Source organism: Novacetimonas sp. GS1, from assembly GCF_036686925.1.
In the GTDB taxonomy this organism is placed as follows: Bacteria; Pseudomonadota; Alphaproteobacteria; order Acetobacterales; family Acetobacteraceae; genus Novacetimonas; species Novacetimonas hansenii.
Window position 1 is genome coordinate 1 of the sequence record NZ_VSZP01000001.1, and the last position, 25,289, is coordinate 25,289.

36 protein-coding genes are annotated in these 25,289 nt (G+C 63.6%); all 36 read left to right on the forward strand.

Annotation, left to right across the window (positions count from 1 at the left end; genetic code table 11):
• Nucleotides 1-198: hypothetical protein (locus FYB92_RS00005; RefSeq protein WP_332827962.1), on the forward strand; the 198-nt coding region annotated here is incomplete at its 5' end.
• Nucleotides 182-331: a hypothetical protein gene (locus tag FYB92_RS00010; protein ID WP_332827963.1), complete on the forward strand. Its 150-nt coding sequence runs from the start codon at nucleotides 182-184 to the stop codon at nucleotides 329-331. The genes FYB92_RS00005 and FYB92_RS00010, both read left to right, overlap by 17 nt.
• Complete coding sequence (locus FYB92_RS00015; protein ID WP_332827964.1) at nucleotides 331-537, forward strand: hypothetical protein; 207 nt, start codon at nucleotides 331-333, stop codon at nucleotides 535-537. The genes FYB92_RS00010 and FYB92_RS00015 overlap by 1 nt, the downstream gene beginning before the upstream one ends.
• Nucleotides 538-679: 142 nt before the next feature.
• A complete protein-coding gene (locus FYB92_RS00020; RefSeq protein WP_265145689.1) occupies nucleotides 680-967 on the forward strand; it encodes a hypothetical protein in 288 nt (95 codons plus the stop codon).
• Nucleotides 952-1,221: a hypothetical protein gene (locus FYB92_RS00025; protein WP_332827965.1), complete on the forward strand. Its 270-nt coding sequence runs from the start codon at nucleotides 952-954 to the stop codon at nucleotides 1,219-1,221. The genes FYB92_RS00020 and FYB92_RS00025 overlap by 16 nt, the downstream gene beginning before the upstream one ends.
• Nucleotides 1,218-2,429 (forward strand): hypothetical protein, encoded by a 1,212-nt coding sequence (locus FYB92_RS00030; RefSeq protein ID WP_332827966.1) that lies wholly within the window; start codon nucleotides 1,218-1,220, stop codon nucleotides 2,427-2,429. Before FYB92_RS00025 ends, FYB92_RS00030 begins: the two co-directional genes overlap by 4 nt.
• Nucleotides 2,426-2,629, forward strand: coding sequence for a hypothetical protein (locus FYB92_RS00035; RefSeq protein ID WP_332827967.1), 204 nt, complete (start codon nucleotides 2,426-2,428; stop codon nucleotides 2,627-2,629). The genes FYB92_RS00030 and FYB92_RS00035 overlap by 4 nt, the downstream gene beginning before the upstream one ends.
• Nucleotides 2,626-3,264, forward strand: coding sequence for a hypothetical protein (locus FYB92_RS00040; protein WP_332827968.1), 639 nt, complete (start codon nucleotides 2,626-2,628; stop codon nucleotides 3,262-3,264). The genes FYB92_RS00035 and FYB92_RS00040 overlap by 4 nt, the downstream gene beginning before the upstream one ends.
• Entirely contained in the window at nucleotides 3,264-3,488 is a 225-nt protein-coding gene (locus FYB92_RS00045; RefSeq protein ID WP_332827969.1) for a hypothetical protein, read from the forward strand. Before FYB92_RS00040 ends, FYB92_RS00045 begins: the two co-directional genes overlap by 1 nt.
• Before the next feature lie 295 nt (nucleotides 3,489-3,783).
• Entirely contained in the window at nucleotides 3,784-4,218 is a 435-nt protein-coding gene (locus tag FYB92_RS00050; RefSeq protein WP_332827970.1) for a hypothetical protein, read from the forward strand.
• Between the two features lie 113 nt (nucleotides 4,219-4,331).
• Nucleotides 4,332-4,736: a hypothetical protein gene (locus tag FYB92_RS00055; protein WP_332827971.1), complete on the forward strand. Its 405-nt coding sequence runs from the start codon at nucleotides 4,332-4,334 to the stop codon at nucleotides 4,734-4,736.
• 157 nt (nucleotides 4,737-4,893) lie between these two features.
• Entirely contained in the window at nucleotides 4,894-5,769 is an 876-nt protein-coding gene (locus tag FYB92_RS00060) for a tyrosine-type recombinase/integrase (RefSeq protein ID WP_332827972.1), read from the forward strand.
• Between the two features lie 44 nt (nucleotides 5,770-5,813).
• The gene (locus FYB92_RS00065) at nucleotides 5,814-5,993 is read left to right on the forward strand and encodes a hypothetical protein (protein WP_110095746.1); all 180 of its coding nucleotides are present in this window, start codon (nucleotides 5,814-5,816) and stop codon (nucleotides 5,991-5,993) included.
• On the forward strand, nucleotides 5,993-6,598 hold the full coding sequence (locus FYB92_RS00070) for a DUF3164 family protein (protein WP_332828948.1): 606 nt from the start codon (nucleotides 5,993-5,995) through the stop codon (nucleotides 6,596-6,598). The genes FYB92_RS00065 and FYB92_RS00070 overlap by 1 nt, the downstream gene beginning before the upstream one ends.
• Nucleotides 6,599-6,755: 157 nt before the next feature.
• On the forward strand, nucleotides 6,756-6,968 hold the full coding sequence (locus tag FYB92_RS00075) for a hypothetical protein (protein ID WP_332827973.1): 213 nt from the start codon (nucleotides 6,756-6,758) through the stop codon (nucleotides 6,966-6,968).
• Nucleotides 6,969-7,035: 67 nt separating this feature from the next.
• On the forward strand, nucleotides 7,036-7,623 hold the full coding sequence (locus FYB92_RS00080; protein WP_332827974.1) for a hypothetical protein: 588 nt from the start codon (nucleotides 7,036-7,038) through the stop codon (nucleotides 7,621-7,623).
• A 2-nt stretch (nucleotides 7,624-7,625) separates the two neighbouring features.
• The gene (locus FYB92_RS00085; RefSeq protein ID WP_332827975.1) at nucleotides 7,626-8,255 is read left to right on the forward strand and encodes a hypothetical protein; all 630 of its coding nucleotides are present in this window, start codon (nucleotides 7,626-7,628) and stop codon (nucleotides 8,253-8,255) included.
• 154 nt (nucleotides 8,256-8,409) lie between these two features.
• Nucleotides 8,410-8,970, forward strand: a complete 561-nt coding sequence (locus FYB92_RS00090; protein ID WP_332827976.1) for a hypothetical protein — start codon at nucleotides 8,410-8,412, stop codon at nucleotides 8,968-8,970.
• Entirely contained in the window at nucleotides 8,948-10,966 is a 2,019-nt protein-coding gene (locus FYB92_RS00095; RefSeq protein ID WP_332827977.1) for a phage terminase large subunit family protein, read from the forward strand. Before FYB92_RS00090 ends, FYB92_RS00095 begins: the two co-directional genes overlap by 23 nt.
• A 26-nt stretch (nucleotides 10,967-10,992) precedes the next feature.
• Nucleotides 10,993-11,289 (forward strand): gpW family head-tail joining protein, encoded by a 297-nt coding sequence (gene gpW / locus FYB92_RS00100; RefSeq protein WP_332827978.1) that lies wholly within the window; start codon nucleotides 10,993-10,995, stop codon nucleotides 11,287-11,289.
• Nucleotides 11,289-12,938 (forward strand): phage portal protein, encoded by a 1,650-nt coding sequence (locus tag FYB92_RS00105; RefSeq protein ID WP_332827979.1) that lies wholly within the window; start codon nucleotides 11,289-11,291, stop codon nucleotides 12,936-12,938. The genes gpW and FYB92_RS00105 overlap by 1 nt, the downstream gene beginning before the upstream one ends.
• The gene (locus FYB92_RS00110) at nucleotides 12,935-13,762 is read left to right on the forward strand and encodes a S49 family peptidase (protein WP_332827980.1); all 828 of its coding nucleotides are present in this window, start codon (nucleotides 12,935-12,937) and stop codon (nucleotides 13,760-13,762) included. The genes FYB92_RS00105 and FYB92_RS00110 overlap by 4 nt, the downstream gene beginning before the upstream one ends.
• Nucleotides 13,763-13,785: 23 nt before the next feature.
• Entirely contained in the window at nucleotides 13,786-14,373 is a 588-nt protein-coding gene (locus FYB92_RS00115) for a hypothetical protein (RefSeq protein WP_332827981.1), read from the forward strand.
• Nucleotides 14,374-14,385: 12 nt separating this feature from the next.
• Entirely contained in the window at nucleotides 14,386-14,793 is a 408-nt protein-coding gene (locus tag FYB92_RS00120; RefSeq protein WP_332827982.1) for a head decoration protein, read from the forward strand.
• A gap of 35 nt (nucleotides 14,794-14,828) precedes the next feature.
• Nucleotides 14,829-15,941, forward strand: coding sequence for a major capsid protein (locus FYB92_RS00125; RefSeq protein ID WP_332827983.1), 1,113 nt, complete (start codon nucleotides 14,829-14,831; stop codon nucleotides 15,939-15,941).
• A 9-nt stretch (nucleotides 15,942-15,950) separates the two neighbouring features.
• Nucleotides 15,951-16,244, forward strand: a complete 294-nt coding sequence (locus FYB92_RS00130; protein WP_048852363.1) for a hypothetical protein — start codon at nucleotides 15,951-15,953, stop codon at nucleotides 16,242-16,244.
• Nucleotides 16,241-16,588, forward strand: a complete 348-nt coding sequence (locus FYB92_RS00135) for a hypothetical protein (RefSeq protein ID WP_110912871.1) — start codon at nucleotides 16,241-16,243, stop codon at nucleotides 16,586-16,588. Before FYB92_RS00130 ends, FYB92_RS00135 begins: the two co-directional genes overlap by 4 nt.
• A complete protein-coding gene (locus tag FYB92_RS00140; RefSeq protein ID WP_332827984.1) occupies nucleotides 16,585-17,109 on the forward strand; it encodes a hypothetical protein in 525 nt (174 codons plus the stop codon). Before FYB92_RS00135 ends, FYB92_RS00140 begins: the two co-directional genes overlap by 4 nt.
• 10 nt (nucleotides 17,110-17,119) lie before the next feature.
• Nucleotides 17,120-17,359, forward strand: coding sequence for a DUF2635 domain-containing protein (locus FYB92_RS00145; protein WP_332827985.1), 240 nt, complete (start codon nucleotides 17,120-17,122; stop codon nucleotides 17,357-17,359).
• A complete protein-coding gene (locus tag FYB92_RS00150; RefSeq protein WP_332827986.1) occupies nucleotides 17,356-18,843 on the forward strand; it encodes a phage tail sheath subtilisin-like domain-containing protein in 1,488 nt (495 codons plus the stop codon). Before FYB92_RS00145 ends, FYB92_RS00150 begins: the two co-directional genes overlap by 4 nt.
• Before the next feature lie 10 nt (nucleotides 18,844-18,853).
• On the forward strand, nucleotides 18,854-19,237 hold the full coding sequence (locus tag FYB92_RS00155) for a phage tail tube protein (protein WP_332827987.1): 384 nt from the start codon (nucleotides 18,854-18,856) through the stop codon (nucleotides 19,235-19,237).
• Nucleotides 19,234-19,908 carry a phage tail assembly protein gene (locus tag FYB92_RS00160; protein ID WP_332827988.1) on the forward strand — a complete coding sequence of 225 codons (675 nt, stop codon included), beginning with the start codon at nucleotides 19,234-19,236 and terminating at the stop codon, nucleotides 19,906-19,908. The genes FYB92_RS00155 and FYB92_RS00160 overlap by 4 nt, the downstream gene beginning before the upstream one ends.
• A gap of 129 nt (nucleotides 19,909-20,037) precedes the next feature.
• On the forward strand, nucleotides 20,038-22,263 hold the full coding sequence (locus FYB92_RS00165) for a transglycosylase SLT domain-containing protein (RefSeq protein ID WP_332827989.1): 2,226 nt from the start codon (nucleotides 20,038-20,040) through the stop codon (nucleotides 22,261-22,263).
• 1 nt (nucleotide 22,264) lies between these two features.
• Nucleotides 22,265-23,563, forward strand: a complete 1,299-nt coding sequence (locus tag FYB92_RS00170) for a DNA circularization N-terminal domain-containing protein (protein WP_332827990.1) — start codon at nucleotides 22,265-22,267, stop codon at nucleotides 23,561-23,563.
• On the forward strand, nucleotides 23,560-24,780 hold the full coding sequence (locus tag FYB92_RS00175) for a phage baseplate assembly protein (protein WP_332827991.1): 1,221 nt from the start codon (nucleotides 23,560-23,562) through the stop codon (nucleotides 24,778-24,780). Before FYB92_RS00170 ends, FYB92_RS00175 begins: the two co-directional genes overlap by 4 nt.
• Nucleotides 24,777-25,280 carry a phage baseplate assembly protein gene (locus tag FYB92_RS00180; RefSeq protein ID WP_332827992.1) on the forward strand — a complete coding sequence of 168 codons (504 nt, stop codon included), beginning with the start codon at nucleotides 24,777-24,779 and terminating at the stop codon, nucleotides 25,278-25,280. Before FYB92_RS00175 ends, FYB92_RS00180 begins: the two co-directional genes overlap by 4 nt.
• Nucleotides 25,281-25,289 lie beyond the last annotated feature (9 nt).

Here is a 25,289-nt window from a genome sequence, read left to right on the forward strand (position 1 = left end):
TCCTCCATGGGTGGTGTTGCAACAACCATGGTGGGCCAAGCGGACCGGTCGGGCAATCGACTGGTCCGCAAGGGCGCTCGTGCGCCCGCGCGACAGACATACGCACCGCGTGCTCCCGCCTGCGCGGTCGAGCCGGTGCGTGACCCGTTTCCCTCAACTTTTGGAATAGGAAATCGCCCTCATGCCGAAGGGATTTAACTTCTGGGGTACTGCGCAGAACAGGCGCGCACAATGCCTGTCGATGGCCATCGTGCACACTGGCGCCGCCTGCATCGATGACGATGTGGATTCCGTGATCAAGACTGCGGCGCTGTTCGACGCGGCCGCCTGATGTCTGCCCCCTCACCCACCGCCATGACTGCGGGCGCAACCTGCCAGTGGATCGATGGGGACGTGCGGCGTGACGCGCGTCCTGCGTTCTGCGGCAGGCCTGCGTGCGTGCGTCGTGTGTGGTGTGGTGAGCATGCGGTGCGTGTTTTCCGCCAGCCGCGTGCGGATGAGCGTACCGAAACCGAGAAAGATGGAGTTGCATCATGATGATGTCCCCATCTGTTGGTTTGCGGCGCATGCCCCGTCTGTCACCCACGATGGATGGGGCATGCGCCGCTTCATTGTGCCGTCTCCTTTCCAGAAAAACCCTTATCTCGACTCCGAATAATCGGGATCATGGAGGATTTTCGTGGAAAAGGCTCGTGCGCAAAGTACCCAGAAGAGTCGTTTTATGATCGCCGCAGCCTATCGCGACACCCTCTGCGCTGTCCTGCAGCGCAAATATGGGCGCGTCAGGAACGGCGCAAAAACCCTCGCGCGCAGTATCGAGGCCAGCCCGCGCACCGTCCAGAAATGGATTGCCGGGACCGCCGCGCCGCGCGGGGAGGAGCTGCTGAAACTGATGTCCGAATGCGACGAACTGCGGGATGAGATTTTCCGCTTGGTAGAGGAAGGCAAGCGATGCCCGGACGAATAATCCCGCGCGGTATTGCCATCGAGTATGGCCGCAATTTCGGCCTGCGCTACGACCGGGGCGACGTGCCATCGATCAGCCTGTTTGTGGTGCGCGTCTATGCGCTGCGTGACGGGATAGCGGGCATCGTGCTGCGTTTCGTCGGTGACCGCCAGCAGCTGCGCGAGGCCCGCGACGAGATCGCGCGCCTGAAACACAAATGCGTGGACCAGTGCCGGGACTGCCCGCTGCTACCGGGAAGGCAGGACCCGTCATGACGCTGCTGCCGACGATTACCGAATTTGACCTGGCGGGCGTGCCTGCGTGGAACCTGATCCGGTCGCTGCCTGCCGAGGCACGCGGCGTGGCGCATTCGCTGGTCGATACGTTGCGGTCCCACCGCATGATCGTGCTGCGCAGTGGCGGGCATATGCTATCGGATCAGGAGGTGGCTGCGTTCATCTGTGAACAGCCGGACGTGCTGGCGCGCACCCTGCCGGTGATTGAGCAGTGGGGGTTCGCCGCCCGTGACGATGACGGGGCGCTGTATAGCCCCCACCTGCTGGCGCGTGAACTGCGGCGGCAGGACCGTGCGCGGCGGCGGGCGGAACGGGACGAGGCGCTGCGCCGGTTCGAGGACGCCCAGGCGGCGGGCGAGATTGCGCCAGATGCGACGCTGCGGGGCATGGCGGCCAAAATCAATGGCAGCGCAGGCGGCCGGCCGCGCAAGGGCGAGACGCGTGAACAGGCCCGGATCCGGCGTGCGCAGGAGGCCGAGGCCACCCAGCGCCAGCGGCACATGCCCCTGATGCGGTCGCTGCCGGGTGCGGAAACCATCGAAACCCAAAACCCAAACCAAAAACCGAAATCGGTTTCGGTTTCCGGGGTTTCGGTTTCCGGATCGGGTTTTTCGGTTCCGTTAGATATAGGTATAGATAGAGATATTAATCTAAAACCTACATCTACACCTGACGAACCGGAAAACCCGGCGGCCCAAACCGAACAGCCGGTGCAGGCCGTGACGGTTCCGCCCAAGGTCATCGCCACCACGGTCGAGCGTGTGATCGAGGTCGCGGGATTTACGCGCGGGAAACGTAACCAGTATCCGGCGGTGCGCAAATGGCTGGAGCAGGGATGCCCGCCTGACCTGCTGATCGAGGCGGTGCGGGCGCACCGGGCCACGATGGACGGCGCACCGGAGCATATGGGCGCGTTCCAGGCGGCGATCCGGGCGGCATGGGAACAATCCCTCATCAACGCACCGGAGCCCGCACCCCAGCGGGAAATCCCGGCATGGGAGGCGCAGGCCCGCGCCGATCTGGCGGCAGACCAGAGGGCGTTTGCCGTGATGTTCGAGGAAAACCGCGATTACGGACAGGCGCGGCGACGCTGGGCCGAGGAAGCGGCGCGGCTGGGACGTCCGACGACGGACCTGAAACTGGACGCGTATCTGGCAGCCTATCGCCCGGTGGAGCAGGCAGCATGAAGCGGCGGTTTCGCAAAGGGGCGCGGGAAATCATCCTGTATGCCGAGGCGCTGGGCTATATCTGCTCGATCACCGGGCACACCACCCTGCGGTTCTGTCATCCATCAGTGCCGAAACCGGTTTTCGGATCATCCCAGACCGGCGATCCGCGTGGCCTGAAAAACCTGCGCGCGGAACTGCGCCGGGCGCTGGCGTCGTGAACGCGCATTCCGGCTACGACCGGGTGGACGACGACTGGTATATCGAGCCGCCGTGGGCCGTGGATGCCCTGATCGCGGCCGAGGCGACGGTACGTCCCCTGCGCGGCCGGGTGCTGGATCCGTGCTGCGGCGCGGGGAACGTGCCGACGCAGCTGGCGGCCGTTGACGGCATCGTCCCCATCGGGACCGACCTGCGACCGCGCAGGCCGGACATCGCGACGATGGATTTTCGCGACAGCCTGCGCCAGTTCCGCCCCGACAGTGTCGTGTCCAATCCCCCCTACAACCAGGCGCAGGAGTTTATCGAGGTCGCGCTGCTGCACACATGGGATCGTGTGTGCGTCGTGCTGCGGCTGGGGTTTCTGGCGGGACAGAAACGCCGCATGTGGTGGCCCCAGACCTGTTTCGCGCGGCTGTGGGTGTCAAGCGTGCGCATGAACATGCCACCGGGCGACCGCACCGTGCCGGGGAAAGGCGGTACGGTCGATTACGCCTGGTTCGTGTTCGAGCGTGGATATCGCGGCTCCCCGATTGTCGGCTGGCTGCCGGATGTCGGCCGACCGGCGCGGCGGCGGCGCAGTCGTAGTCCCGATCGTGAGACAATTTCCATTTCCGGCGCAGAGGAGGTGCTGTGATGTTCGGTTGGTTGTTCAGGAGATTTCAACCGGATCGTGAGGAGGTCACGCGACTGCGGCAAGAAAACCGGGATCTGGGGCGCGAACTGGCGGGCATGCAGTTGGCGCTTGCCATGATGCGGGTGCAGCGCGACGACGCGTTGAAAATGTCGGAACGTCGGGATCGGCACGGCAGGTTTGCTGCGCAGGGTGCGCGCCTGACCGAGCACAAAATCCTGCTTTGATTCCCGGTCGTTTTATCGAAAAATCGCAATTTTCAGCGTGTTGCAGGCTGTTTTGGCTGCAAAACGGGTCTATACTGTTTCCCAATTCCCGGCCGCTGTTCGTATCCCTTCCGCCGACTGGGCGGCATCGCAAAGGGGCGGACATGTCGGGATCTACCAAACTGAAAGGCCCCGCGTGTCAGTCGCAGCGCTTTCCGGCCGTCGGACCCGTCAGTCCGCACATTCTCGTCCGGCGCCGCGCGATCGCGGTGTTGCCCCCTCGCCCGAACGCCTGGCTCATGGCGATCTGGCGGATGTGTCTGTCAAACTCAAACCGAACGGTCCGTCGACCGAGGTGCTGCGCACGTGCGCGGGCCTGTACGGCCTGCGTCGTTCCGGAAAAATTACCGAGGGCCAGGTCGGTTATGCCCAGATGTGGGCAGTCGATTACGAGATCGGCGTCCTGGGCGGCAGCGACCCGGAAATGGAGCGCGGTGCAAAACGGGGCGACATTCATGACGCCATGATCGGGCGCATGGGATCTGCCGCGCGCCGGGACTATATCCGCCAGCGCATCGGCGCGCGCGGCGAGCAGCTGCTGGTGCTGCTGATGATCGATGGGCTGTCGTTGAACGACATGGCATCGCGCATGCAGACCGATAAGCGCAATGCGTCGGGCGCATTGTGTTTCCTGCTAGAGCAACTGGAGGAGCATTACGACGGGATGCCGGGGCCATTATGGAAGGGTTGACGTGCCACCGTTTTTGAGTCAAAGGTGACAAACTATCGTTATGCGTGGGTCCAGAGAATGGACGCCACGCTTTTTTTATGCCCGGACGGGCGCTCCCAAAATCGAGTCATCTGATGAAACCATCGCCGATGCTGATGCGCGGCGACGTTGTCGTGCGTGGAAATGCACGTGGCATCGTCGTGACCGTGGCGGAAACACGCGTCCTGGTCGTGCCTATCGTCTGGGGCACGGCGTGCCTTCACCGGGCAGACGTCATGCCGATCGCATGGGAGGCGACGTTCTCCCTGCGCGGTGCGATCATCCATTGCGGCCAGTGGGCGTGGGCTGATGCCGGTCGGCAGAAACGTGTCGGCCAGGTGTGCGTGCAGACGATGCGGGCGGTTATTGCCGCGATGCGGCGTGAGGCCGAGGCACGCCAGACCGAACGCCTGCCCGCCGGGCTGGTCCGTTCGACGCTGGCGTTCGGCCCGATGATGGGTAGTCGCGGGCGTCGCGTCGGCGCGCCGTCGCTCGGATGACGGAGCGCCAACCGGGATCATAACCCGGTCTTATGTGACAGCCCTGCGGCGGCAGGGCGGGACATAACTCCTACAGACCCCGGAAATCAGGGACATAACTGTAGTTATGCCCCGTTTTTCGACGGTCGTTTTTGGGTCAATAATCTAGGCGTTTCAAATGGTTAGTGGAGATCGTGCCCGATCGCCCGCCACGATGGCCCCATCTGCCCGCAATATCTCGGCGGATGAAATGCTCATCCGGTCATGGCTCCACAACCGGAGTGACAACACCCGCGATGCCTATGGGCGGGATGCCCGCGCCTTCCTCGCCTTCACCGGCAAGACGCTGGGCGAGGTCGTGCTGGCGGACCTGCAACTGTGGTTCGACAGCCTGGAATGCGCGGACGCCACGCGTCGGCGGAAGTTGGCTGCAGTCAAATCGCTGCTGTCGTTTGGCGCACGGCTGGGGATGCTGCCCTCTGACGTGGGCGCGGCTTTCCGCATGGAGCGTGGGCGCGACACGCTGCATGAGCGCATCCTGACGCAGGAGGACGTCGCCCGCATGATCGACGGGGAAGATGATCCCCGCAAGCGGGCGTTCCTGCGTGTCCTGTATGTCATGGGGCTCCGTCTTCGTGAGGCGTGTGGCCTCACGTGGCGGAGCATGACCCGTCGCCAGCAGGGCGGCATTGCCACTGTCCACGGCAAGGGGGGCAAGACCCGTTCGGTCCTGGTGCCTGCCAAGCTGTGGAAAGAGCTCGTGGCGCTGCGTGTTGATAACCGGCCTGATGGGCCGGTGGTCCCCGGCCACGATGGCGGCCCTCTTCATGCCAAAGCGGGTGACCGCATCGTGAAGAGGGCCGCGAAGCGAGCGGGGCTGTCCCCTTCCGTATCGGCACACTGGCTGCGACATGCCTGCGCATCTCACGCGCAGGACCGGGGCGCACCGCCCCATGTTGTCCAGGCCACGCTGGGACATGCCTCGCTCGCCACCACGACACGATACAGCCACGTCCGCGAGGGTGACGGCGCTGGCAAATATCTGGACCCGTAGCGCACGGCGCGCAGGTCCCCTCACCCGTGAAACAAGGAAGCCCCATGAAGCCCAGCCACAGGCCCCGCAAACCCGCCACGGACGTCACCGTGTGGGAACGTGCCGCCGCGCATTACCGTCGCATCACCCAGCGTGACCGCCGCCCTGGCGTGAAGATCTGGGCGGCGGGTCGCGCGCAGGAATGCGCGGCGAATATGCGCGCGGCACAGCGGGAGGCCGCGTGATGGTACCCGAAGGCTATATGCAGGATTCCGCCGGCCGCCTGGTGCCGCGTGACAAGGTCAAGCCGCAGGAGTTGATGGTGAATGACCTGGTGGAGGAGCGGTTTGATAAAGCCCGCACTTTACGCGTGGACCTGAAGGGATTTCGTGATGAGACCTTCGAACTGATCTATACCGCACTGGCGCTCATCACCGAACAGTACGGGACCACGTATGGCGGCCAGAAGGGGAACATCACCCTGACCAGTTTCGATGGCCGAAAGCGGATCACCATCGCAATGGGTGATTCCATTTCGTTCGGGCCGGAACTGCAGGCTGCCAAGTCGCTGATCGATAGCTGTCTGGAGCGCTGGTCGGAAGGCGCTGATGCGAACCTCAAGGTCATCGTCACGGACGCGTTCGAGGTCGGCAAGGAGGGCAAGATCCGCACGGACAAGATTTTGGGGCTGCGCCGCCTTAATATCGAGGATGAGGAATGGCAGCGCGCGATGCTGGCCATCTCTGACAGCATCCGCATTGATGCGACCAAGGCATACATCCGCTTCCATGAGCGTGACCGGTCGGAAGATGATTTCCGCCAGGTCCCGCTCGATATCGCGCGGGCGTGATTACGCTTGACGGTCATCGATCGTGATGCAGGCGGGAATCGGAGTGTTCCGAAAGTTTTTTCTCGTGCCCGCAATATCGTGACGACACCCTAAACGAAGGCCGCCAGCGAGTGCAGCGCTGACGGCCTTCTGATTCAACCACTGATGGAAGCAGAGGATGAACTTGCAGAATCTTACCGAAATTATCGGGCTTGTACAAGGATTGGCCGTAATGTCCGACGCGCATTTTTATCCGACACTGATGTTCGCGTTTTATGGCGTGTCTGTGTGGGGTTTTGTTCGTCTTGCTTCCATCATCGCGATGGCATTTCGTCCCCAGTCGGGCGCACCTCGTGGTCGCCGCAGGTCGCGTAATCACCGCGCACGCTAAGCGACCAAGGCTTACTCCGCTTCCATGAGCGCATCTGTTTACCCTTACAGTATTCAGGAAATCCTTAATGCACCCCACGCACCATGCGCACATCAGCACGGAATTTATGCTCGTGTGCCTGTTGTTCATCCTTTGTGTCGTCGCGCTGTTCGTGTGGCTGTCCTGGTCCAAGCGCCAGGACAGCATCCGGCAGAAGCTGATTGACCAGGAACACGAGGAACGGATGGAGCGGATCCGGCACCTTCAGGATGAGCAGGTCGCACGCCGGGTTACCGCGAATGTGGCGTCGCGTCCGTCGGTGCCGGTTTTTGGCACGGGCGGTGCCGTGCCCCTGCGTCCGACCATGTATCCGCGTCCAGCGTCGGATGTATATGACAGCGCGGCGGTCCCGGCAGTTGCCCCCGCCCCGGTCATCGTCAATGCCGGAGCATCGCGCGGCAGCGATAATGGGTTTCTGGAAGGTGCGCTGCTGGGCGGCATCGCCGGATCGGTGATGGGTTCCGACCGTGGACATGACACGGTGATCGAGCGCACGGTCAGTACGCCTGCGCCCGCGCTGGATCCATTCGCCGGAAGCGGCGGCTTTGACTGCGGCGGTGGTGGCTTCGACTGCGGTAGCAGCGGCGGTTCCGATGGTGGCGGCTGCGACTTCTGACCATGGGTGATTTCAGCATCAAACTGGATACGTCACGTATCCAGCGCGAGCTGTCGGACATGCAGAAGCAGATCCCGTATGCCACGTCCGTCGCCGTAAACAGCCTGGCCTTCGATGCCATGCGGCTGGAGAACAGCGCGATGTCGGAAATCTTCGACCATCCGCGCCCCTTCACCACACGCGCCACGCAGGTGGACAAGGCGACGAAAAGCGACCCGACGGCAGTCGTATCGCTGCGGGACCAGCAGGCGAAATACCTGACCCCGTATGAAACCGGCGGCGACCACTGGGTCGGTGCCAGGGATGGCGCTGGTGACCTTCTGGTGCCGGTGGATGGCAGGACGGATGCATATGGCCAGATCCCGCGCGGGCTGATCAAGCGGTTGCTCGCGCGGCCCGACGTATTCGCGGGCACCGTCCGCGGCATCCGTGGCATCTGGCAACGTTCGACGGCACGGGGCACACGTCGCAACGCCGCACCCGCAAAGCTGAAGCTGCTTTACATGTTCAGGGCCAACAAGGCAGTGGACAAGCATCTCGACTTCGAGCAGCGCGCGACGGAGATGGTCCAGCGTGAAGGCCCGAAGGTCATCGAGGCGGCGATCCTGAAAACCATTCGGACGGCCCGCTGATCCACGGGCAGCCTGATGCACAGGAGGGTCGCCCTCCCCGCGTAGGGAATGCCTTGGGTCCTTCCTGCGACTTTTCGCATCGCGGGGTTGCGCGAGCCCGTACGGTCTCTAGCTGAGATAAAATTTTCAGGTTGCAGTTGCAGTTGCACATTCCGTGAAAAAATCCTCAATCAGCCAGAGTGAGGCCGCGCGCCGCGCAGGCGTAAGCCGAGCGGCAATTCAAAAACATCTGGCGTCTGGCAGGATTGTTTCCGATGGCTCACGCGTGGATATCACGTCTTTCGAGGAATGGCTTGCCGAGCGCACAGACCTGCAACCAGAGGTGCAACCCGGGTTGCAGGTTGCAGATGGGGTTGCACCCATCAACGAGTTACGGCCGGACCTGATACCGGACGATGCGCGCCAGCAGATTGAAGCTGGGATGGCTCCCTATTCAACGAAGGAAGCCATCCGCATTGAGAAAAATTATGCGGCTCTCTCGCGCAAGCTCGATTACGACCTCAAGGCCGGGACGGTCGTTGAAAGCGCCAAGGTGGTCGAGACCGTCGGCGAGGAATACGCCCGCGTGCGTACCAAGCTGCTCGCCATGGCGGCCGAGAAAGCCCCATCCCTGCACCGCTGCAAGACTGTAGCCGAAGTGCAAGACCGCCTAACCACACTCGTGACACGCGTCCTGGAAGAACTGACTGCGGATGGAGATCCTGCCGCCGGGTAACAGCCTGTATGCACGCGGGCTGCAACTGTTCCGGTCCGAACTGGCGCGTGTTCGCCGGGAAACGCTCAAGCCGCCGCCGCGCCTGACCCTGAGCCAGTGGGCGGCTAGATATGCTGTTCTCTCGCGGGAATCCAGTGCCGAGACGGGACGGTTCGAGGCTTTCGCCTACCAGAACGGCATCATGGATGCTTTCACGGATCCGGTCATCGAGCGGATCTATGTCAAGAAATCCGCCCGCGTCGGCTACACGAAGATCCTCGACCACGCTGTCGGCTATTACCTGCAGCAGGACCCCTGCCCCATCCTGCTGGTGCAGCCGCGCGAAACGGACGCCGAAGACTACAGCAAGAGCGAAATCGCTCCCATGCTACGGGACACGCCAGTCCTGGCAGCCCTGACAGGCGATTCCAAGTCGCGTTCGTCGTCCCAGACGTTGCTCAAGAAGACTCTTCTGAACGGGTCATCGCTGACGCTGGTGGGGGCGAACAGCCCGGGCGGCTTCCGTCGCATCACGGCCCGCATCGTGCTGTTCGACGAGGTGGACGGTTACCCGGTCAACGGCGCGGGCAGCGAAGGCGACCAGATCGCGCTGGGTGCCAAGCGATCAGAGACATTCTGGAACCGCAAGATCGCGGCAGGTTCCACCCCGACCATCGCCGGTCTGAGCCGGATCGAGGATCTTTACGAGCGCGGCGACCAGCGGCGTTACTACGTGCCCTGCCCGCACTGCGGAGAAAAGCAGCCTCTGGAATGGGGCGGACCAGACACGGCCCATGGCATCAAGTGGGACAAGGACAAGGACGGCAACCATCTGCCGGAAACCGCACATTACGTGTGTCGGCACAATGGCTGCATTATCGAGGAAGCAGACAAGCCCGGCATGATCGATGCCGGGGAATGGGTAGCGCATGCCCCCTTCAAGGGCATCGCCTCCTTCCATATCTGGGCCGGTTATTCCCTGTTCCCGAATGCCAGCTGGTCGAAGCTGGTCGCGGAATGGCTGGATGTCAAAAGCGATCCGCTCAAGCGCCAGACCTTCATCAATCTGGTGCTGGGAGAAGCCTATGAGGATCGCGGTGACGGCGCCCTGAACGAAATCAGTCTGGCCGCCCGCGTGGAGACCTGGCCAGGAGAAGTGCCGGACGGTGTAGCCATACTCACAGCCGGTGGGGACACCCAGGACGACCGCGTCGAACTGGAGATCGTGGGCTGGGGCCGGAATGAGGAACGCTGGTCCATTGCTCATATCGTGATCGAAGGCGATCCAGACGGCCCCGAACTGTGGGAGCGGGTGGATGCGGTTCTCAAGCGGCAGTGGTATCGCGCCGATGGCCGTCCGTTCACCCTGGCAGCTGCCTGCATCGATTCAGGCGGCCATCATACGCAGAAGGTCTATGAGTTCTGCCGTGCCCGCCTGGGCCGCAGGATATGGGCCGTAAAGGGCGAGTCCGCGCGTGGTGGTGCCAGATCCCCGGTCTGGCCAACAAAGCGCCCCAGCGCGCGCAACAAGGCGGCTTTCCGTCCTGTCATCATCGGAGTCAACGCGGCAAAGGACGTAATCCGCAGCCGCCTGCATCTGCCCCAGCCGGAACCCGGTGAGCCAGCACCCGGATACATGCATTTCCCGGCCGACCGCGACATCAACTACTTCGCTCAGCTGGTGGCGGAACGGTCTGTCAGGAAGAATAAGGGCGGCCAGACATACCGCGTCTGGGAGAAGATCCCCGGCCGCGCGAACGAGGCGCTTGATCTCGCAGTCTACAGCTATGCCGCCCTGTGTGGCCTTCTGTATCTCGGCCTACGACTGAACAAAAAGGCCGATGATATCGCGGCTGAGAAGGTAGAGCACCCGCCGCCACCTGCCGAACCGGTGCAGGAGGACGGTAGCCCGCTGCATGACGGCATGGCGGTACAGTCGCTCACCGTCACGCGCCGGGATCCGCAGTCAACTGACAGATCCAAACGCAAACGATCATGGGCAGAACGCCTGCCCTGATCCGGTCAAAAAGGAGATGCCCCCTTATGATGGGCAGTCCCTATCCCTTCCTGCCGCAGGCCACCTACAATCCTGCCACCAGCATTCTGGCAGGCATGTCGCAGGACCAGTTGCGGACGGCACTGAGCACCGCGCAGCAGACCCTCATTGCACTCCAGTCCGGTCAGAAGGTGGTATCGGTCAGCTACGCACAGGGCGATGGCAGCCGGTCTGTCACCTACAATCAGGCCTCCATTTCCAACCTGACCATGCTGATCCAGCAACTGCAGCGCCAGTTGGGTATCCCCGGCGTGCGCCGTAGGGCACTGAGGCCTGTATTCTGATGGGCGTCGGTGATTTCATCCGTAGGATGGCATCGCCTCTGGTTCCAAAATCCGGCCCCGGTCGGCGCATCATCAACGCGCTGACCTCGCCTTTCGGAACACCGTATGACGCGGCCGACATGTATGGCCAGCGCATGCAGGGATGGCAGCCCTACCTAGGGTCCGCCGATACGGAACTGAACCCGTATCGTGACCGGATCGTCAGCCGCGTGCGCGACCTGGTCCGCAATGACGGCTGGGCATCGGGGGCGGTTACACGGACACTGGACAATGCCATCGGCGTCAAGCTTCGCCCCATATCGAAGCCTGATTACCGTGCCCTTGCCCGCCTGAGCGGAAACACCGCTTTCGATGCGGTCTGGGCCAAAGAGTATGCGCAGGCCGTGGATGCCCACTGGCGCACATGGGCGGATGATCCGCTGCGCTACAATGACACCGAGCGCATGCTGACCTTTGGCCAGCAGATGCATCTGGCCTTCCGCCACCTCATCGTGGACGGAGATGCCCTGGCGCTGCTGCCGTGGATGGAGGACCGGGTCGGCCTCGGTGCTGCGCAATATGCCACGACCGTCCAGATCATCGATCCGGACCGCCTGAGCAATCCGCAGCAGACCTTCGACCTCAAGAACATGCGTAACGGCGTCGAGATCGATCCCGCCAGTGGCGCGCCCATCGCCTACTGGATCCGTAAGGCCCATCAGGCCGACTGGTACAGCGCGGCCGACACGGTCGTATGGGACCGCTACGAGCGGGAGACGAAATGGGGCCGCCCCAACGTGGTGCACATGTTCGAGCACCATCGCGGCTCCCAGCATCGCGGCGGTGCGGGCATCCTCACACCCGTCCTGCAGCGCCTGAAAATGCTGATCAAATATGACGGGACCGAACTGGATGCCGCGATCATCAACGCGACGTTCGCGGCCTACATCGAAAGTCCGTTCGATCCCGCCATGACGGCCGAGGGTATGGAGGGTGGCGACGAGCAACTCGCCTATTACCAGGACCAGCGCATCGCCTTCCACCAGCATCGGAACATCTCGCTTGCGGGATCCCGCATGCCGATCCTGTTTCCGGGCGAGAAGATCAACACCGTCTCGGCTGCCCGACCGGCCAGCAACTTCCGCGACTTCGAGCGCGCGGTGCTGAACAACGTCGCCAGTGGCGCGGGCCTTTCGCCCATGCAGGTCAGCAATGACTGGTCGGACGTGAACTATTCGTCCGCCCGTGGGTCACTGCTGGAAGCATGGAAGACCATGAAGCGCAGGCGCGATGATTTCAGCATCGGCTTTCCGACCCTGATCCGCCTGGCCTGGCTGGAAGAGTCCATGGAAGAGGATGCCCTGCCACTGCCGCGCGGCGCGCCCCCTTTCATCCAGGCGCGCGCAGCCTACGCCCGTGCCATCTGGCTTGGTCCCGGCCGTGGCTGGATCGATCCGGTGGCGGAGAAACAGGGTGCCGTGCTGGGCATGGATGCCGGCCTCTCCACCCTTGAGACCGAATGCGCGGAGAACGAAGGCGCAGATTGGGAAGAAACTCTCGATCAGCGCGCCATCGAAGTGCAGGCGTTCAAGGACCGAAACCTGCCGACCCCGGAATGGGCCGGGCAGAACCTTGCATCGAAAACCGACAGGAAACCGGAAGCAGAATGAAGAGCCTCGCGCTTGCCCAGCGGATGCTGGGCCGCCCGCTCGCCCTCACGCCTGACCGCATGGAGGTCGTGCGGCACCTGCTGGCGCATGGTTCGGACGATATGGCCATGTTCGGCCCCATTCAGGAAAAGGCGGACCGTGACCCCGTGCTGGGCACCGTGATCTCCGATGTGGCCGTCATCCCCGTTTCCGGCGTGCTGCTGCCGGGTGAAAGTCCCGGCTGGTGGTGGAGCGGGGCGACGTTCTACGAGGACATCAATGTCGCCTTCCAGCAGGCTATCGATGATCCGTCCATCAAGGTCGTTGTCCTTCTGGTCGACAGTCCCGGCGGAACGGTCGCCGGATGCTTCGACCTGGCCGACCGCATTTACGAAGGACGCGGGGCAAAGCCCATCGTCGCGATCGTAAACGAAAGCGCCTATTCCGCCGCCTATGCCCTCGCCAGTTCGGCCGACACGATTGTCGTGCCGCGTACGGGCGGGGTCGGTTCGATCGGTGTCGTCGGCATGCATGTCGACATTACCGGGGCGCTGGAACAGGCAGGCATCAAGATCACGACCTTCCAGTTCGGCGACCAGAAAACAGATTCCTATCCTACGACCACCATGTCGGAAGAGGCCGCCAAGCGGTTTCAGGCCGACATCGATGCGATGGGTGAACTGTTTGTCGCCACGGTTGCACGCAACCGCGACATTCCGGCCGACCGTGTGCGCGCCACACAGGCCGGAACCTTCCTCGGCCAGACCGGCGTCGATGCCGGTCTGGCCGATACCGTGATGGGGGCAGAGGCGGCATTCCGCGAACTGCTCGACACGATCGGCTGATTTCTCCCTTCTGGAGCCATTACATGTCCGCACCGCGCAAACCCGGCGCCAGCGCATTTGCACACCTCAAGCCCCGTGCCGAGGGTGACGACAAAGACGACAACAAGACGAACACCAACGGCAAGAAGGCCGAAGGCGGCGACCCCGACGAAGACCCCGAGGACGACGAGGGCACCAACGGCAAAAAGGCAGGCAAGAAAGCCGGAAAAAAAGCCGACGACAAGGAAGAAGAACCCTGCTGCGAAGATGGTGACGACGACAGCGACAAGGACGATGAGAAGGACGACGCCAAGGCATCCGCCCGCGCGCGTGAGCGTGGCCGCTGCGCCGCGATCTTCATGTCCCCCTCAGCTGCCATGAACCCGGCGGCCGCTGCTGAACTGGCGTTCGGCACGAGCCTGCCGCGCAGCAAAGCCATCGGCATCCTCGACGCCACCGTCGCATCAATGCCTGCGCCTGCGCCGCAGGCAACCGAACAGCGTGAGCCGTCACTGCGCAACCGCATGCGCGGCAATGCCGTGGCGCCCGCCACGCAGGATGCATCGGAAAACCAGAACCGCCCCGGCGCACGCCTCGGCGCATCCCTGCGCCATGTGCGCGGCGATCGATAAGGAGAACGGCTGATGTCCGGTTCCCTCAACAGCTACGGCTTCTATCCGCAGGCCCGCTCGACCCTGTTCGTCCCCGACCAGCTAGTCGCGGGCAACATGAAGCTGGTCACGCGCACCGTCACCTTCGGTGCCAGCCAGACCCTGCCCCGCGGCGCGGTGGTCGGCCGCGTGACCGCCACCGGTGAATACATCCTGTCCGTAGCCACTGCCACCGACGGCAGCGAGACGCCCTGCGGTATCGTGGTCGATGCCGTGGAAACGGCGGCAGGCGCGACCCAGACCGGGGCCATCTACGAGATGGGCGAGTTCAACTCGAACTACATGACGTTCGATGCGACCTGGACGCTCGATACCCTGACGCAGGCGCTGCGCCAGTGGGCCATCTTCATCAAGACGGGCCTCTCGAACGACATCGTCTGATCGTTCGCTCTTCCATAGAAATCAAGGATTACACCGTGGCAGGTTCTGTTACCGGTAGTGCTGGCGTTCAGGGTTCCCTGAACGCCATGCTTGGCGCGTACGATATCGCTGAGCTGGTTTACTTCGTGCGCAACCTCAAGACGGCGCAGAGCTTCTTGCTCGACCACATGTTCCCCAACATGGTTGAATCGGACGCTCCGGAAGTTGCGATCGACGTCGATGTCGGTAAGCGGCGTCTGGCTCCCTTCTGCTCCCCACTGGTCGAAGGCAAGCTGGTGGAAAGCCGCCAGTGGCAGACCAACCTGTTCAAGCCCGCCTACATCAAGGACTGGCGCAATCCCGATCTGCTCAAGCCCGTGCGGCGTGCGATCGGCGAGCGCCTGATGGGCGGCATGTCGCCGGCAGAACGGCTGGAAGCCAATCTCGCATGGGAAATGGCCGACCAGGTGGACATGATCCTGCGCCGCCAGGAATGGATGGCGGCCAATGCGCTGGTCAGCGGCAAGATCACCGTCGTCGGCGAAGGCTATCCCGATCCGATCGTGGTGGATTTCCAGCGTGACCCGGCCCTGACCGTGGCCCTGACCGGCACCGCGCAGTGGGGTCAGACCGGCGTTTACCCGTCGGACTACATCACCGCATGGGCCGCGCTGGTCCTGCAGAAATCCGGTGCTGCGCCCACCGAGGTCATCTTCACGAATTCCACCTGGAACGCGTTCAAGAACGACCCGAAGGTGCTGAACGCCATCGTGTGGCCCGGCCGCACCGGTGATTCCAGCGCGGATCTGGGTGGCCGCGTCGTGAAGGGGGCCATGTATATGGGCCGCTGGGGTCAGTTCGACCTCTACCTCTACAACGACTGGTATGTCGATCCGGTGACGGATGTCGAGGAACCCATGATCGCGGATGGCACCGTCATCCTCGGCGGTCCCGGTGTGGAAGGCACGCGCGCCTATGGCCTGATCATGGATCCGGCCTTCAATTATGGTCCGCTCGCCTACGCCCCCAAGCTTTGGTACAAGGAAAACCCGGCGACCATCAACCTGCTGATGCAGTCGGCCCCCCTTGTCATCCCGTCGCGAGTCAACGCCTGCATGGCGGCCACCGTCATGGCTGCTGGCGCTGACGTTCCCTCCCCAACCCTGTGAGGTTGACAGATGGCTGATGCAAAGAAGACCGACGGGATCGAGGTTGTCACTCTGATCCCGGTTTATCCCGAAGCGGGCAAGGCTCCCTACCCGATCGGCACCCGCCTCAAGGTCGCCCTTGAGACGGCCGCGTTCTGGAAGGGGCGCGGCATCGCCCGTTTTGCCAACGACCCGCGTGAAAACGCTGCAACCGTTTCCGCTGGCATTGCCGACCGGGTCAAGAATGCGCCGCTGCCGCCCGCACCCGTCATGACCCCGCCGCCTGCATCGATGCAGCAGGGCTTCACGCCCCCGGCTGCGTGAGCATCGATTTCGGGCAGCTTGTCCTCGGGCCGTGCCTGGACGCCTTTGCCAATCCCTACCAGTGGCAGTCCCAGTCGTTATCCGATCCGGTAACCATCAACGGCATATTCGATGATGGCTTCAAGGGTATGGATCCGCTGGGAGAGTTCCCGGGCGCGACCCCAGTGGACATCACGACCAGCCTGCCCCGCCTTGGGGTCAGGCTGTCGGACTTCCCGGTGCCCCCTGACCAGGGCGATGAGTTCGTCATCAATGGCCAGACATACAGCATCCGCGAGGTCCAGCCGGATAGTCACGGCGGCGCGTGTCTGGAACTGAACCTTGTGGACATCAATACGACATGACGCTTTACCGCGTGCAACTGCGCGATGCTGCCGTGCAGACGCTGATCGCAGCCAAGACACTGGTCGGCGCGAATGTGCTGGTCAACCGCAGCCTGCCACTACCGATCGCAAAACTGCCTGCCATCCTCGTCACGGCCCCGCGTGATCAGGGCACCACGACCGGGCGCAACCAGCCTGGCTTCACCCGGGTCACCACGCTGGCCATCCGGGGTCAGCTGTGTGGTCCATCCCCTGAACAGGTCGTCACGGATCTGGACCAGCTGGCAGAACAGATTGAACTGGCCATCATGCTCGATGCCGAGCTGCAGGCGATGATCACCCAGGTCGCCTCGCTGAATACCGAGTTGATCGTGAACAGTGAGAGCCGCGAACATACCGGCGAAGTTCGGATGCTGTTCGGTCTGGAATACATCGAATACTACCCCCCGGCTGGTACGCCGCTGACCGAGATCACCGGCCAGATGCAGGCAAACGGCAATGCTGACCTTGCCGACATGCAGGTGCCGCTTACCCTCCATTGAGGTCCCCCACATGTTTGTAAAACCCGCCCCGGGCCGCAATGTGCGCTGGCCCGGCACCATGCGGCTGCTCAAGGCGCAGGGTGAAACCGTGCCCGAAACGGGCTTCTGGCTGCTGTGCCTGCACAACGGCGACGTGGTGAAGGCCACGCCCCCGGCTGCATCCGCCGCACCGGCAACGCCTGCCCCCTCGCCCACGCCCGCCAGTGGCGGCGCGGCGGCCACCCCTGAACCTGCCGAGGCCCACGCATGAGCGGCTCGATCACCGTGCCGGGTTACCCGACCAACAACCGGGTGCCCGGCTTTTATTTTGCCCTGGACAATTCCCGGGCGAACACCGCGTCCTATGGCCGCCGCGTCCTGATCATCGCGCAGACCACGACCGGCGCGGCCCTTGCGGGCACTGCGCGCCTGTCCGCTGGCGTCACCGATGCTCAGGGGCTGTATGGCGTGGGATCGCAGGCCGCGACCATGGTGGCGCAGTATTTCGCCCTCGACCCCATGGGCGAGGTCTGGGTGCTGCCGCTGGCCGATGACGCCGCATCCGTCGCGGCCAAGGGCTCGTTCACGATCACCGGCCCTGCCACCGCGTCCGGCACGCTGTGCCTGTATGTGGGTGACCTGCTCATCCCCACACTGGTGACGGCGGGCGATACGGCTGCGACCATCGCCGAAAACATCGTCACGGCGGCGGCGTCCGTCACCGGGCTGTATGCCACGCTGGCGGTGGATGCGACCACGGCGGGACAGGTCAATGTCACGGCCCTGAACAAGGGGCTGTGCGGGAACGACATCCCGCTGGGCATCAACCTGCTGGGCACGGCTGGCGGGCAGTCCACGCCGTCGGGTGTGGCCGTCACCATCGCCGCGATGTCGGGCGGCACGCAGAACCCCACGACGCTGGCCACCGCGCTCGCCACGCTGGGTGACCGTGTCTATGACCTGTTCATCCACCCCTATACCGACGCGGCCAGCCTGACGTCGTTCAAAACCTTGTTCAACAACACCGATGGCCGCTGGGCGCCGATGAACCAGCTTTACGGCCACGGCATCACGGCGTTTCGCGGCACGTATGGGGACGCCACCACGTTCGGCCTGACCCAGAACGACCCGCACACCACGGTCATGCCGACATCCGACAGCCCCTCACCCCCCATGGTCTGGGCGGCGCAGGTCGGTGCGCAGGTCGCGGCCAGCATCCGCACCAACCCCGCGATCCCGATCACGGGCGTGGCGCTAACGGTCATGCCGCCGACGGATGCGGGCCGATTCACCCTGGACCAGCGCAACAGCCTGCTGCACGACGGCATGTCCACCTTCACGGTGGACGACAGCGGCACGGTCAACATCGAACGCCTGGTCACGACCTACCAGGAAAATGCCGAGGGCGTGCCCGACGACAGCTACCTCGATATCGAGACGCTGATGACGGCCATGATCTGCCTGCAGGACATGCGCGTCTATCTGGCGTCACAGTTCGGCGGCTGCATCCTCGTGGCCGACGGGACCAAGATCCCGGCGGGGGCCAAGGCCACCACGGCGCAACTGATCGGGAAATCCTGTGCGGCCCGTTACAACTGGCAGTGTTCGCAATTCTGGGCGCAGAACGCGGCCACCTTCGCGGCCAACATACAGGCGCAGAATCAGGGTGGCGGCGTCGTGGCGCTGCTCATGCCCTATGACTTCGCCAACCAGTTGTGGGTCATCGCTGGCAACTGCCAGTTCGTGAAATCGTAAGGAGCAGCCAATGTCCGGAACCGTATATCGCGGGCCGCTTGGCGGCACCGCGACCCTCACCGTCAACGGGATACCGTTCAATGTCGTGGGCGAGGGCCAGTGGCAGGCCGCAGGTGCCGTCAACGAGACGGCCAAAGGCCAGTCTGCGGTCGAGGGTTTCACCCAGATGCCGGGTCAGGGCTTCATTCAGGCCACCTGCCGTGACCGTAGGGATTTCTCCATAAGCTCCCTGCAAGGCGCATCCGGCCTGACCGTGATACTGGCCTGTGCCAATGGCAAGGTCATCACGGCCGTGGATGGCTGGCAGACCGAAAACCTCAACATCAACACGCAGGAAGGCACATTCGAGCTCCACGTGGAGAGCGACACCGTGACCGAGGATACCGTCTCGTGACCCATCATCATGTCCAGCCCAGCGATGAGGAAGTTCTCGCCGTCATGATCCCGGCCGATGATGCCGCCGCACCGGAAGATGACGATGGTCGCACCCTCATCATCGATCTTGATCCCCCGCTGGAGGTTCCGAAGGCCGGGAGGTTCGAGGAACTGCGCCTGCATGAGCCCAACGTGTTCCAGACCTTGTGCGCGGCGCAGGCAATGGGGCGCCAGATCACACCGGAATCGATCTATAATTCCCAGATCGGTCTGGTGGCGCGGATTTCCGGTGTGCTGGAACGCGCAGTCATCGAACTGCCCACCACGGTCCTGGACCGCGCCGTCGCGTTCGTCAGCAGCTTCGAGGAAAGCGCACGCCGCAAACCCGACGAAGAGCCGGACACTTCCCCCTCCCTGACCCTGCTGTTCTCTGATCCGATCGAGGCCGTCAATCGCACATTTAGCGATATGATGCTGCGCGAGCCGACGGTACGAGAGCGCCGCATCATGAAGGCGGCAGAGGCCAAGGGCACGCCCGAGGCGTTCCTTCAGGCCGAAATCGCCCTGGTCGAGGCCGTCAGCGAATGGCCCAAGGCCGCCGTGCTGAAAATGCCGATCAGCAAATTCGCAAAAGCTGCGGATTACCTGACCGGTTTTTTTTATTCTGGCCGAGTAACTGGGAACGCCTAGGCGCTGATCTCTGTGGTTTCTTCACCGGATGGTCACGGCACGACGTTGAAAACCTCCCCGGGACAGTAATGGTCGACGAGATCGAAAAGGCCAACGTGATCGCGGCGGAAAAGAAACGGGAGGCCGAACGTGCCCAACGCCGGCGTTAAGTTTGTCATCAGCGCGGCCGATCGGGCCAGCCAGACAATCGAGCGAATCAATACCCGTATCGCCCGCATGCAGGCCCCTGTCCGTCGCGTGCAGGCGTCCTTTGGTCGCTTCGCCAGTCTGTCTGGCCTGTCACGGTTGAACAGCGGAATCGTCGGTGTTGGCCGGTCGGCCGTGGGCGCATTCCAGTCGCTGGGCCAGATCGTTCCTGTCCTGGGCACACTGACCGGTGCCGCCAGTGTAGCAGGCGTGTACCGTCTTGCCAGCGCCTGGGCGCGGGTCGGGACAGACCTGCGCACCACGTCGCGGACCATGGGCATGGCGCCGCAGCGGCTGCAGGCCATGCAGAACGCAGCAAAGCTGGCGGGCGGCTCCGCCGAATCCATGACGGGTGCGTTACAGCAGTTGTCGCAGACAAGTTGGGCTGCGCTGAATAACCAGGACCCTGCGGCCGTTGCTCAGTTCAAGGCAATCGGTGTTCATGCGGAAGACTTGCAAAAACTTAGCCCCGACAAGCTTTTTTTGCGTGTTGCAGCCAGCTTGCGCCAGATACGTAATCCTGCTGCCCAGGCAGTGGCTGCCACAACCCTGTTCGGCGGAGCAGCACAGGGACTCATGCCGGTGTTCCAGCAGACGGGACGCGAGTTCGAGCGAAACCTGCAACTGGCAGAACGCTACGGCGTGATGAATGAAAAGGGCGTGGATGCCGCGAACCGTCTGCGGCAAGCCCAACAGCAGCTTGAACTGGCAGTCAGGGGGTTCGGTAATAGTGTCGCCGAATCCATTGAGCCTGCACTCCGGCCCGCCATTACAGCAATGGCAGATCTCATCGCAGCCAACCGGAAGTGGATCGCACAAGACATCGGAAAATATGTCGGGCAGTTCGTTACATGGATGCGCACGGCTGGCTGGAAACAGATCAAGAGTGACATCACCGGCACCTATAAGGCGATTGCGACGGTCGTGGATCGGCTTGGTGGCTGGAAAACGGCAGGCAGGGATGCGCTGATCGCAATCGGCGCGCTGTATGCCATGCCGGTTCTGTCCGGCCTCGCATCCATCGCAACGGCGGCCGTTACCATTGGCACATCACTTGCAGCCATCAGCCTGCCGGTGGCGGCCGCGATCGCCGCCGTCGCCGCGCTTGGGGCCGCCGGGTACGAACTGTGGTCCCATTGGGGCGGCATCAGCAAGCGGTTTTCCGGCATGTGGGATGGGCTCAAGGGGGCTTTCCAGAATAACACCGGTTATCTGCGCACGATAACGGAAACCCTCTTTCCGCTGCCCGCTGCGATCATCAATCACTGGGATGGGCTGGGTAAATTCTTCTCGTCCCTCTGGGGCGGCATCAAGACTGCGTTTTCGTCGGCGTGGGGGTATATTTCCCCGATCGTGGACAAGATGACATCCGCGATCGATTTCGTCGCCAATAGCTGGGTCGGAAAGAAGCTGGCCTCCATGGCCAGTGCTGCGGAAAGCGGCGTCTCTGCCGGCGCCAGCGCCGTTGGCAGATATGCCCGGCAGGGACTGGACTGGTACGCCGATTATGCGGATCGCATGACCGGCTACAGGCGCCCTCAGCTGGACGCGCCCGTGCAGGCGGCCGGCGCTGCCGCAGCCCAGCGTTACGGGCTGGATCAGGCGCATTACCTCGCCCTGCTCCGGGCTGAACACGGCGGATACAACAATGTATCGGGTGCGGGGGCATTCGGGCCGGCCCAGCTTATGCCTGCGACGGCGCGATCGCTGGGTGTCGCCGATTCGGTTAATGCGCCCGGGTACGACTGGCGCAAAAACCTTGACGCCGGCGCGCGCTATTACCGGCAGATGCTGGATCAGGCGCATGGCGATTACGCTGTGGCGGACGCTTCTTACAATGCGGGTCCCAACAGTCCGGCCGTGCGACGGTTCGCGCAGTCGCACGATCTGTCGGTCCTGCCGAAAGAGACGCGTGAGTATGTCGCCTCCATAGCAGGCATGCGTCGCGACATGTCCGCGCCGCCCATGACCGTTCCTCCCGGCACTGCGGCGGGGCCAAATACATCGTCCACCGCAGCGGCCATGCCACCACAAAGCACCACAATCCACGTCAAGGCAGATCCCGGCACGCAAGCACGCGTCACGCATGCCACGCCCGGGACGCGCGTCGTCAACCAGATCCCCGTCCAGCGCGCGATGGACCCGATACTCACATCAACAGGAAACTGACATGTCCGGCACGATCACAACGCTTGCAGAGGAATACCTGCAGGGGTCGTTCCGTGGCGTGCCGTTCGTGGTGGTCGGCAGCGGTGGCAGCAACGGGCGCAATTTCCAGATCCACCGCTACCCGTTCCGTGACCAGGTATGGGCCGAGGATCTGGGACGCGCCCCGCGTTCCTACCGGATCCGGGGGTTCCTGATCGGCCCGGAATGCCTGGTGCAGCGCGACCTGCTGGTCATGGCTGCGGAAACCCAAGGTCCAGGCACGCTGATCCATCCCACCGTCGGCGCGATGCAGGCGGCGCTGACGCGGTTCGACTGGTACGAACGCGACGGGGTGATGGGCATTGTCGATATCGAGATGGAATTGGTCGAGACGGTCAACTGGCTCGGCTCGACCATCACGCTCGCCCTCGATGCCGCGATCGGGCTGGCGGCCGCGACGTTCGGCGCGGCGTCGGCGTCCGATTATACGTCCGACACGCTGACGCCCTACGGCTACGGCGCATCGGTGCTGGGGGCCGGACGTTCTGTTGCCGCCAGTTGGGGCGCGGGCGCGGTTGCGGCCATCCGCTCCCCTGCTGCGGTTGCGGCCGCCATGGGATCACTGCCCGGTAATCTGGGGCGATATGTGGGCGGCAACGGTGCGACCGTTGACCGCGCGGCGACGGAATCCACCCTGCTCGACGCCCTGACCGCGAACCGGCAGGTCGTCAGCGCCAACGTCACAGCGCTGGCGGACGCGACGGATGCGACCGTGCTGGCCACCGCGATCCTTGCCGTGCCGGAATCGGTGCGCACGTCCATTGCGGATCCGGCGGGACAGATCGCGGTCCTCACCCCGCTGGCGACATACGACGCATCGGTGGTGGCGTCCGACGCCCCGATCGGCGGCGCGATTGCAACGGCGCAGGCCGCAACTGCAACGCTGTGCCGGCAGGCCGCCCTGCTGTCGCTCGCCAATGCCTGCGCGGACTGGCAGCCCTCGTCGTCCAATGACGCACAGGCGATGCGTACGCGCATCGGCGGCATGCTCGACGACGCGGCGACGGCAGCGGCCGACGCGGGCAGCGACGCCACGTTCCAGGCGCTGCGGTCCCTGCGCGCGCAGGTGCTGCAGGACCTTGCCAACCGGGGCGCGCGCCTGCCGGACGTGATCACGGTCACCCGCAACGCCCCCCTGCCCGCGCTGGTGCTGGGGCAGCAACTCTATGCCAACGGCGCGCGCGCACCTGACCTGATCCGCCGCGCCAATCCCATCCATCCGGCGTTCATGCCGACCGAGTTTGAGGCCCTGTCATCATGAGTGGTGCGCTGACCGCAATCTCCGATTTCCTTGGCTGGAATAACACGCCGTCCGATCAGGTCTCGATTGTCGTGACCAGTGGCGGCACGTCGCGCCAGATCACGAACTGGACGTCCGCCGTGCTGCGGCTGGGGATCGAGATCATGCCCTGGACGGCAGCGCTGGGCATGACCGCGGCGCGTGCATCCGCCGCCGGGGTCGATACAATCAATCCCGGCGATACCTGTCAGGTCTATATCGGGGCCGACCTGGTGTTCACCGGGTATGTGATCACGGTGGTCGAGGACCTCGGACCGGAAGATCATATGTTCGAGGTGCAGATCGCTTCGAAAAGTGTCGATCTGGTGGAGTGTGCGGCGGATTTCACGACATTCCAGATGACCAGCACCAACGCGCTGGCGATCGCGCAAAAGGTGGCACAGAGGTCTGGCATCAGCGTGGTTTCGCTCAACGGCGCGGGCGATACTGATATCCTTGCATTCTCCGTCATCCTGACGGAAACCGCGTATGAGGTGATCGAGCGTGTGTCCCGGCTGGCCGGGGTTCTGTTCTATGACCAGCCCGATGGCAATATCTGCATGTCAGGCGTAGGCACACGGCGCGCCGCCAGCGGGTTCACAATGGGGCAGAACATCGAACGCATGCAGGCCGTGCGTAGCCTCGGCGGTCGTTATTCCAAGGTTACTGCGGTCTGCATGGGCACGGTGTCGCTGTTCACCGATCCGAATGTGGACGCGCTGGAAAGTCAGATGGGCGTCCTGACCGTCGGTGTGGACGCCACGGACCCGGGTGTCCCGCGCACGCGCAACATGTTCGTGCCAGTGGAAAACGGCGACCAGGACTATGCTGTGGCGCGCCAGCGCGTGCAGTGGGAGGTCAATCGGCGCATCGGGCGCGCCTATACCATTTCGCTGACGGCTGACAGTTGGCGCGATCAGGCGGGGCAGCTCTGGCTGCCGAACATGCTGGTGCCCACGACCGGCAGCAGCGGTGCCAGGCGCGACCTGCTGGTCGGCGAACTTACCCTGCGCCAGACGGTGGAGGACGGAACGCACGCCGACGTCGTGCTCAACCCGGCCGAGGCCTACATGCCTGAACCCATGCTGAACCCGGTTCTGGCCGACAGGTTCATCCAGGCATTGAACAGCGCGCAGGCGGACGTGGACCATTCCATCCAGACCGAGGACCTGCCGCCGCTGGACGGTGCGGCCCAATGACCGCCCCCCTGCTGCGCACGGCGCGCCGCGTGATGATGGCGCTCGGGATCGGGCGACAGACGGCCGATACGAACGAGGCTCCCAACACCCCCACCGTGCAGGTGGCGCTGGCGGCGGGCGAACTGCGCTCGGACGTGCCGGTCATGCAGGAATACGGGCTGGCCAGCCGCCCGGTGCCCGGGTCCGACCTGCTTGTCGCATTCATCGGCGGCGACCGCACGCGCGGCGTGGTCATCGCCACCGGTGACCAGCGCGGCAGGCCGAAAGATTTGCAGCCGGGCGAGGTCTGCCTGTTTCACCCGTCCACCGGCAGCCGGATCTGGCTGAAGGCGGACGGATCGATCGCCCTGAACCCGGCGAACAACAAGGTCACCACCCCCGGCGATTTCACGGCCGGGGGCACGATCACTGGCAATGAGGTCGTGGCTCAGGGCGTCAAGTTGTCCAGTCATGTGCATTCAAATGGAGACAATGGAGGGGATACTGGCCCTCCTTTATGAATTATAGAT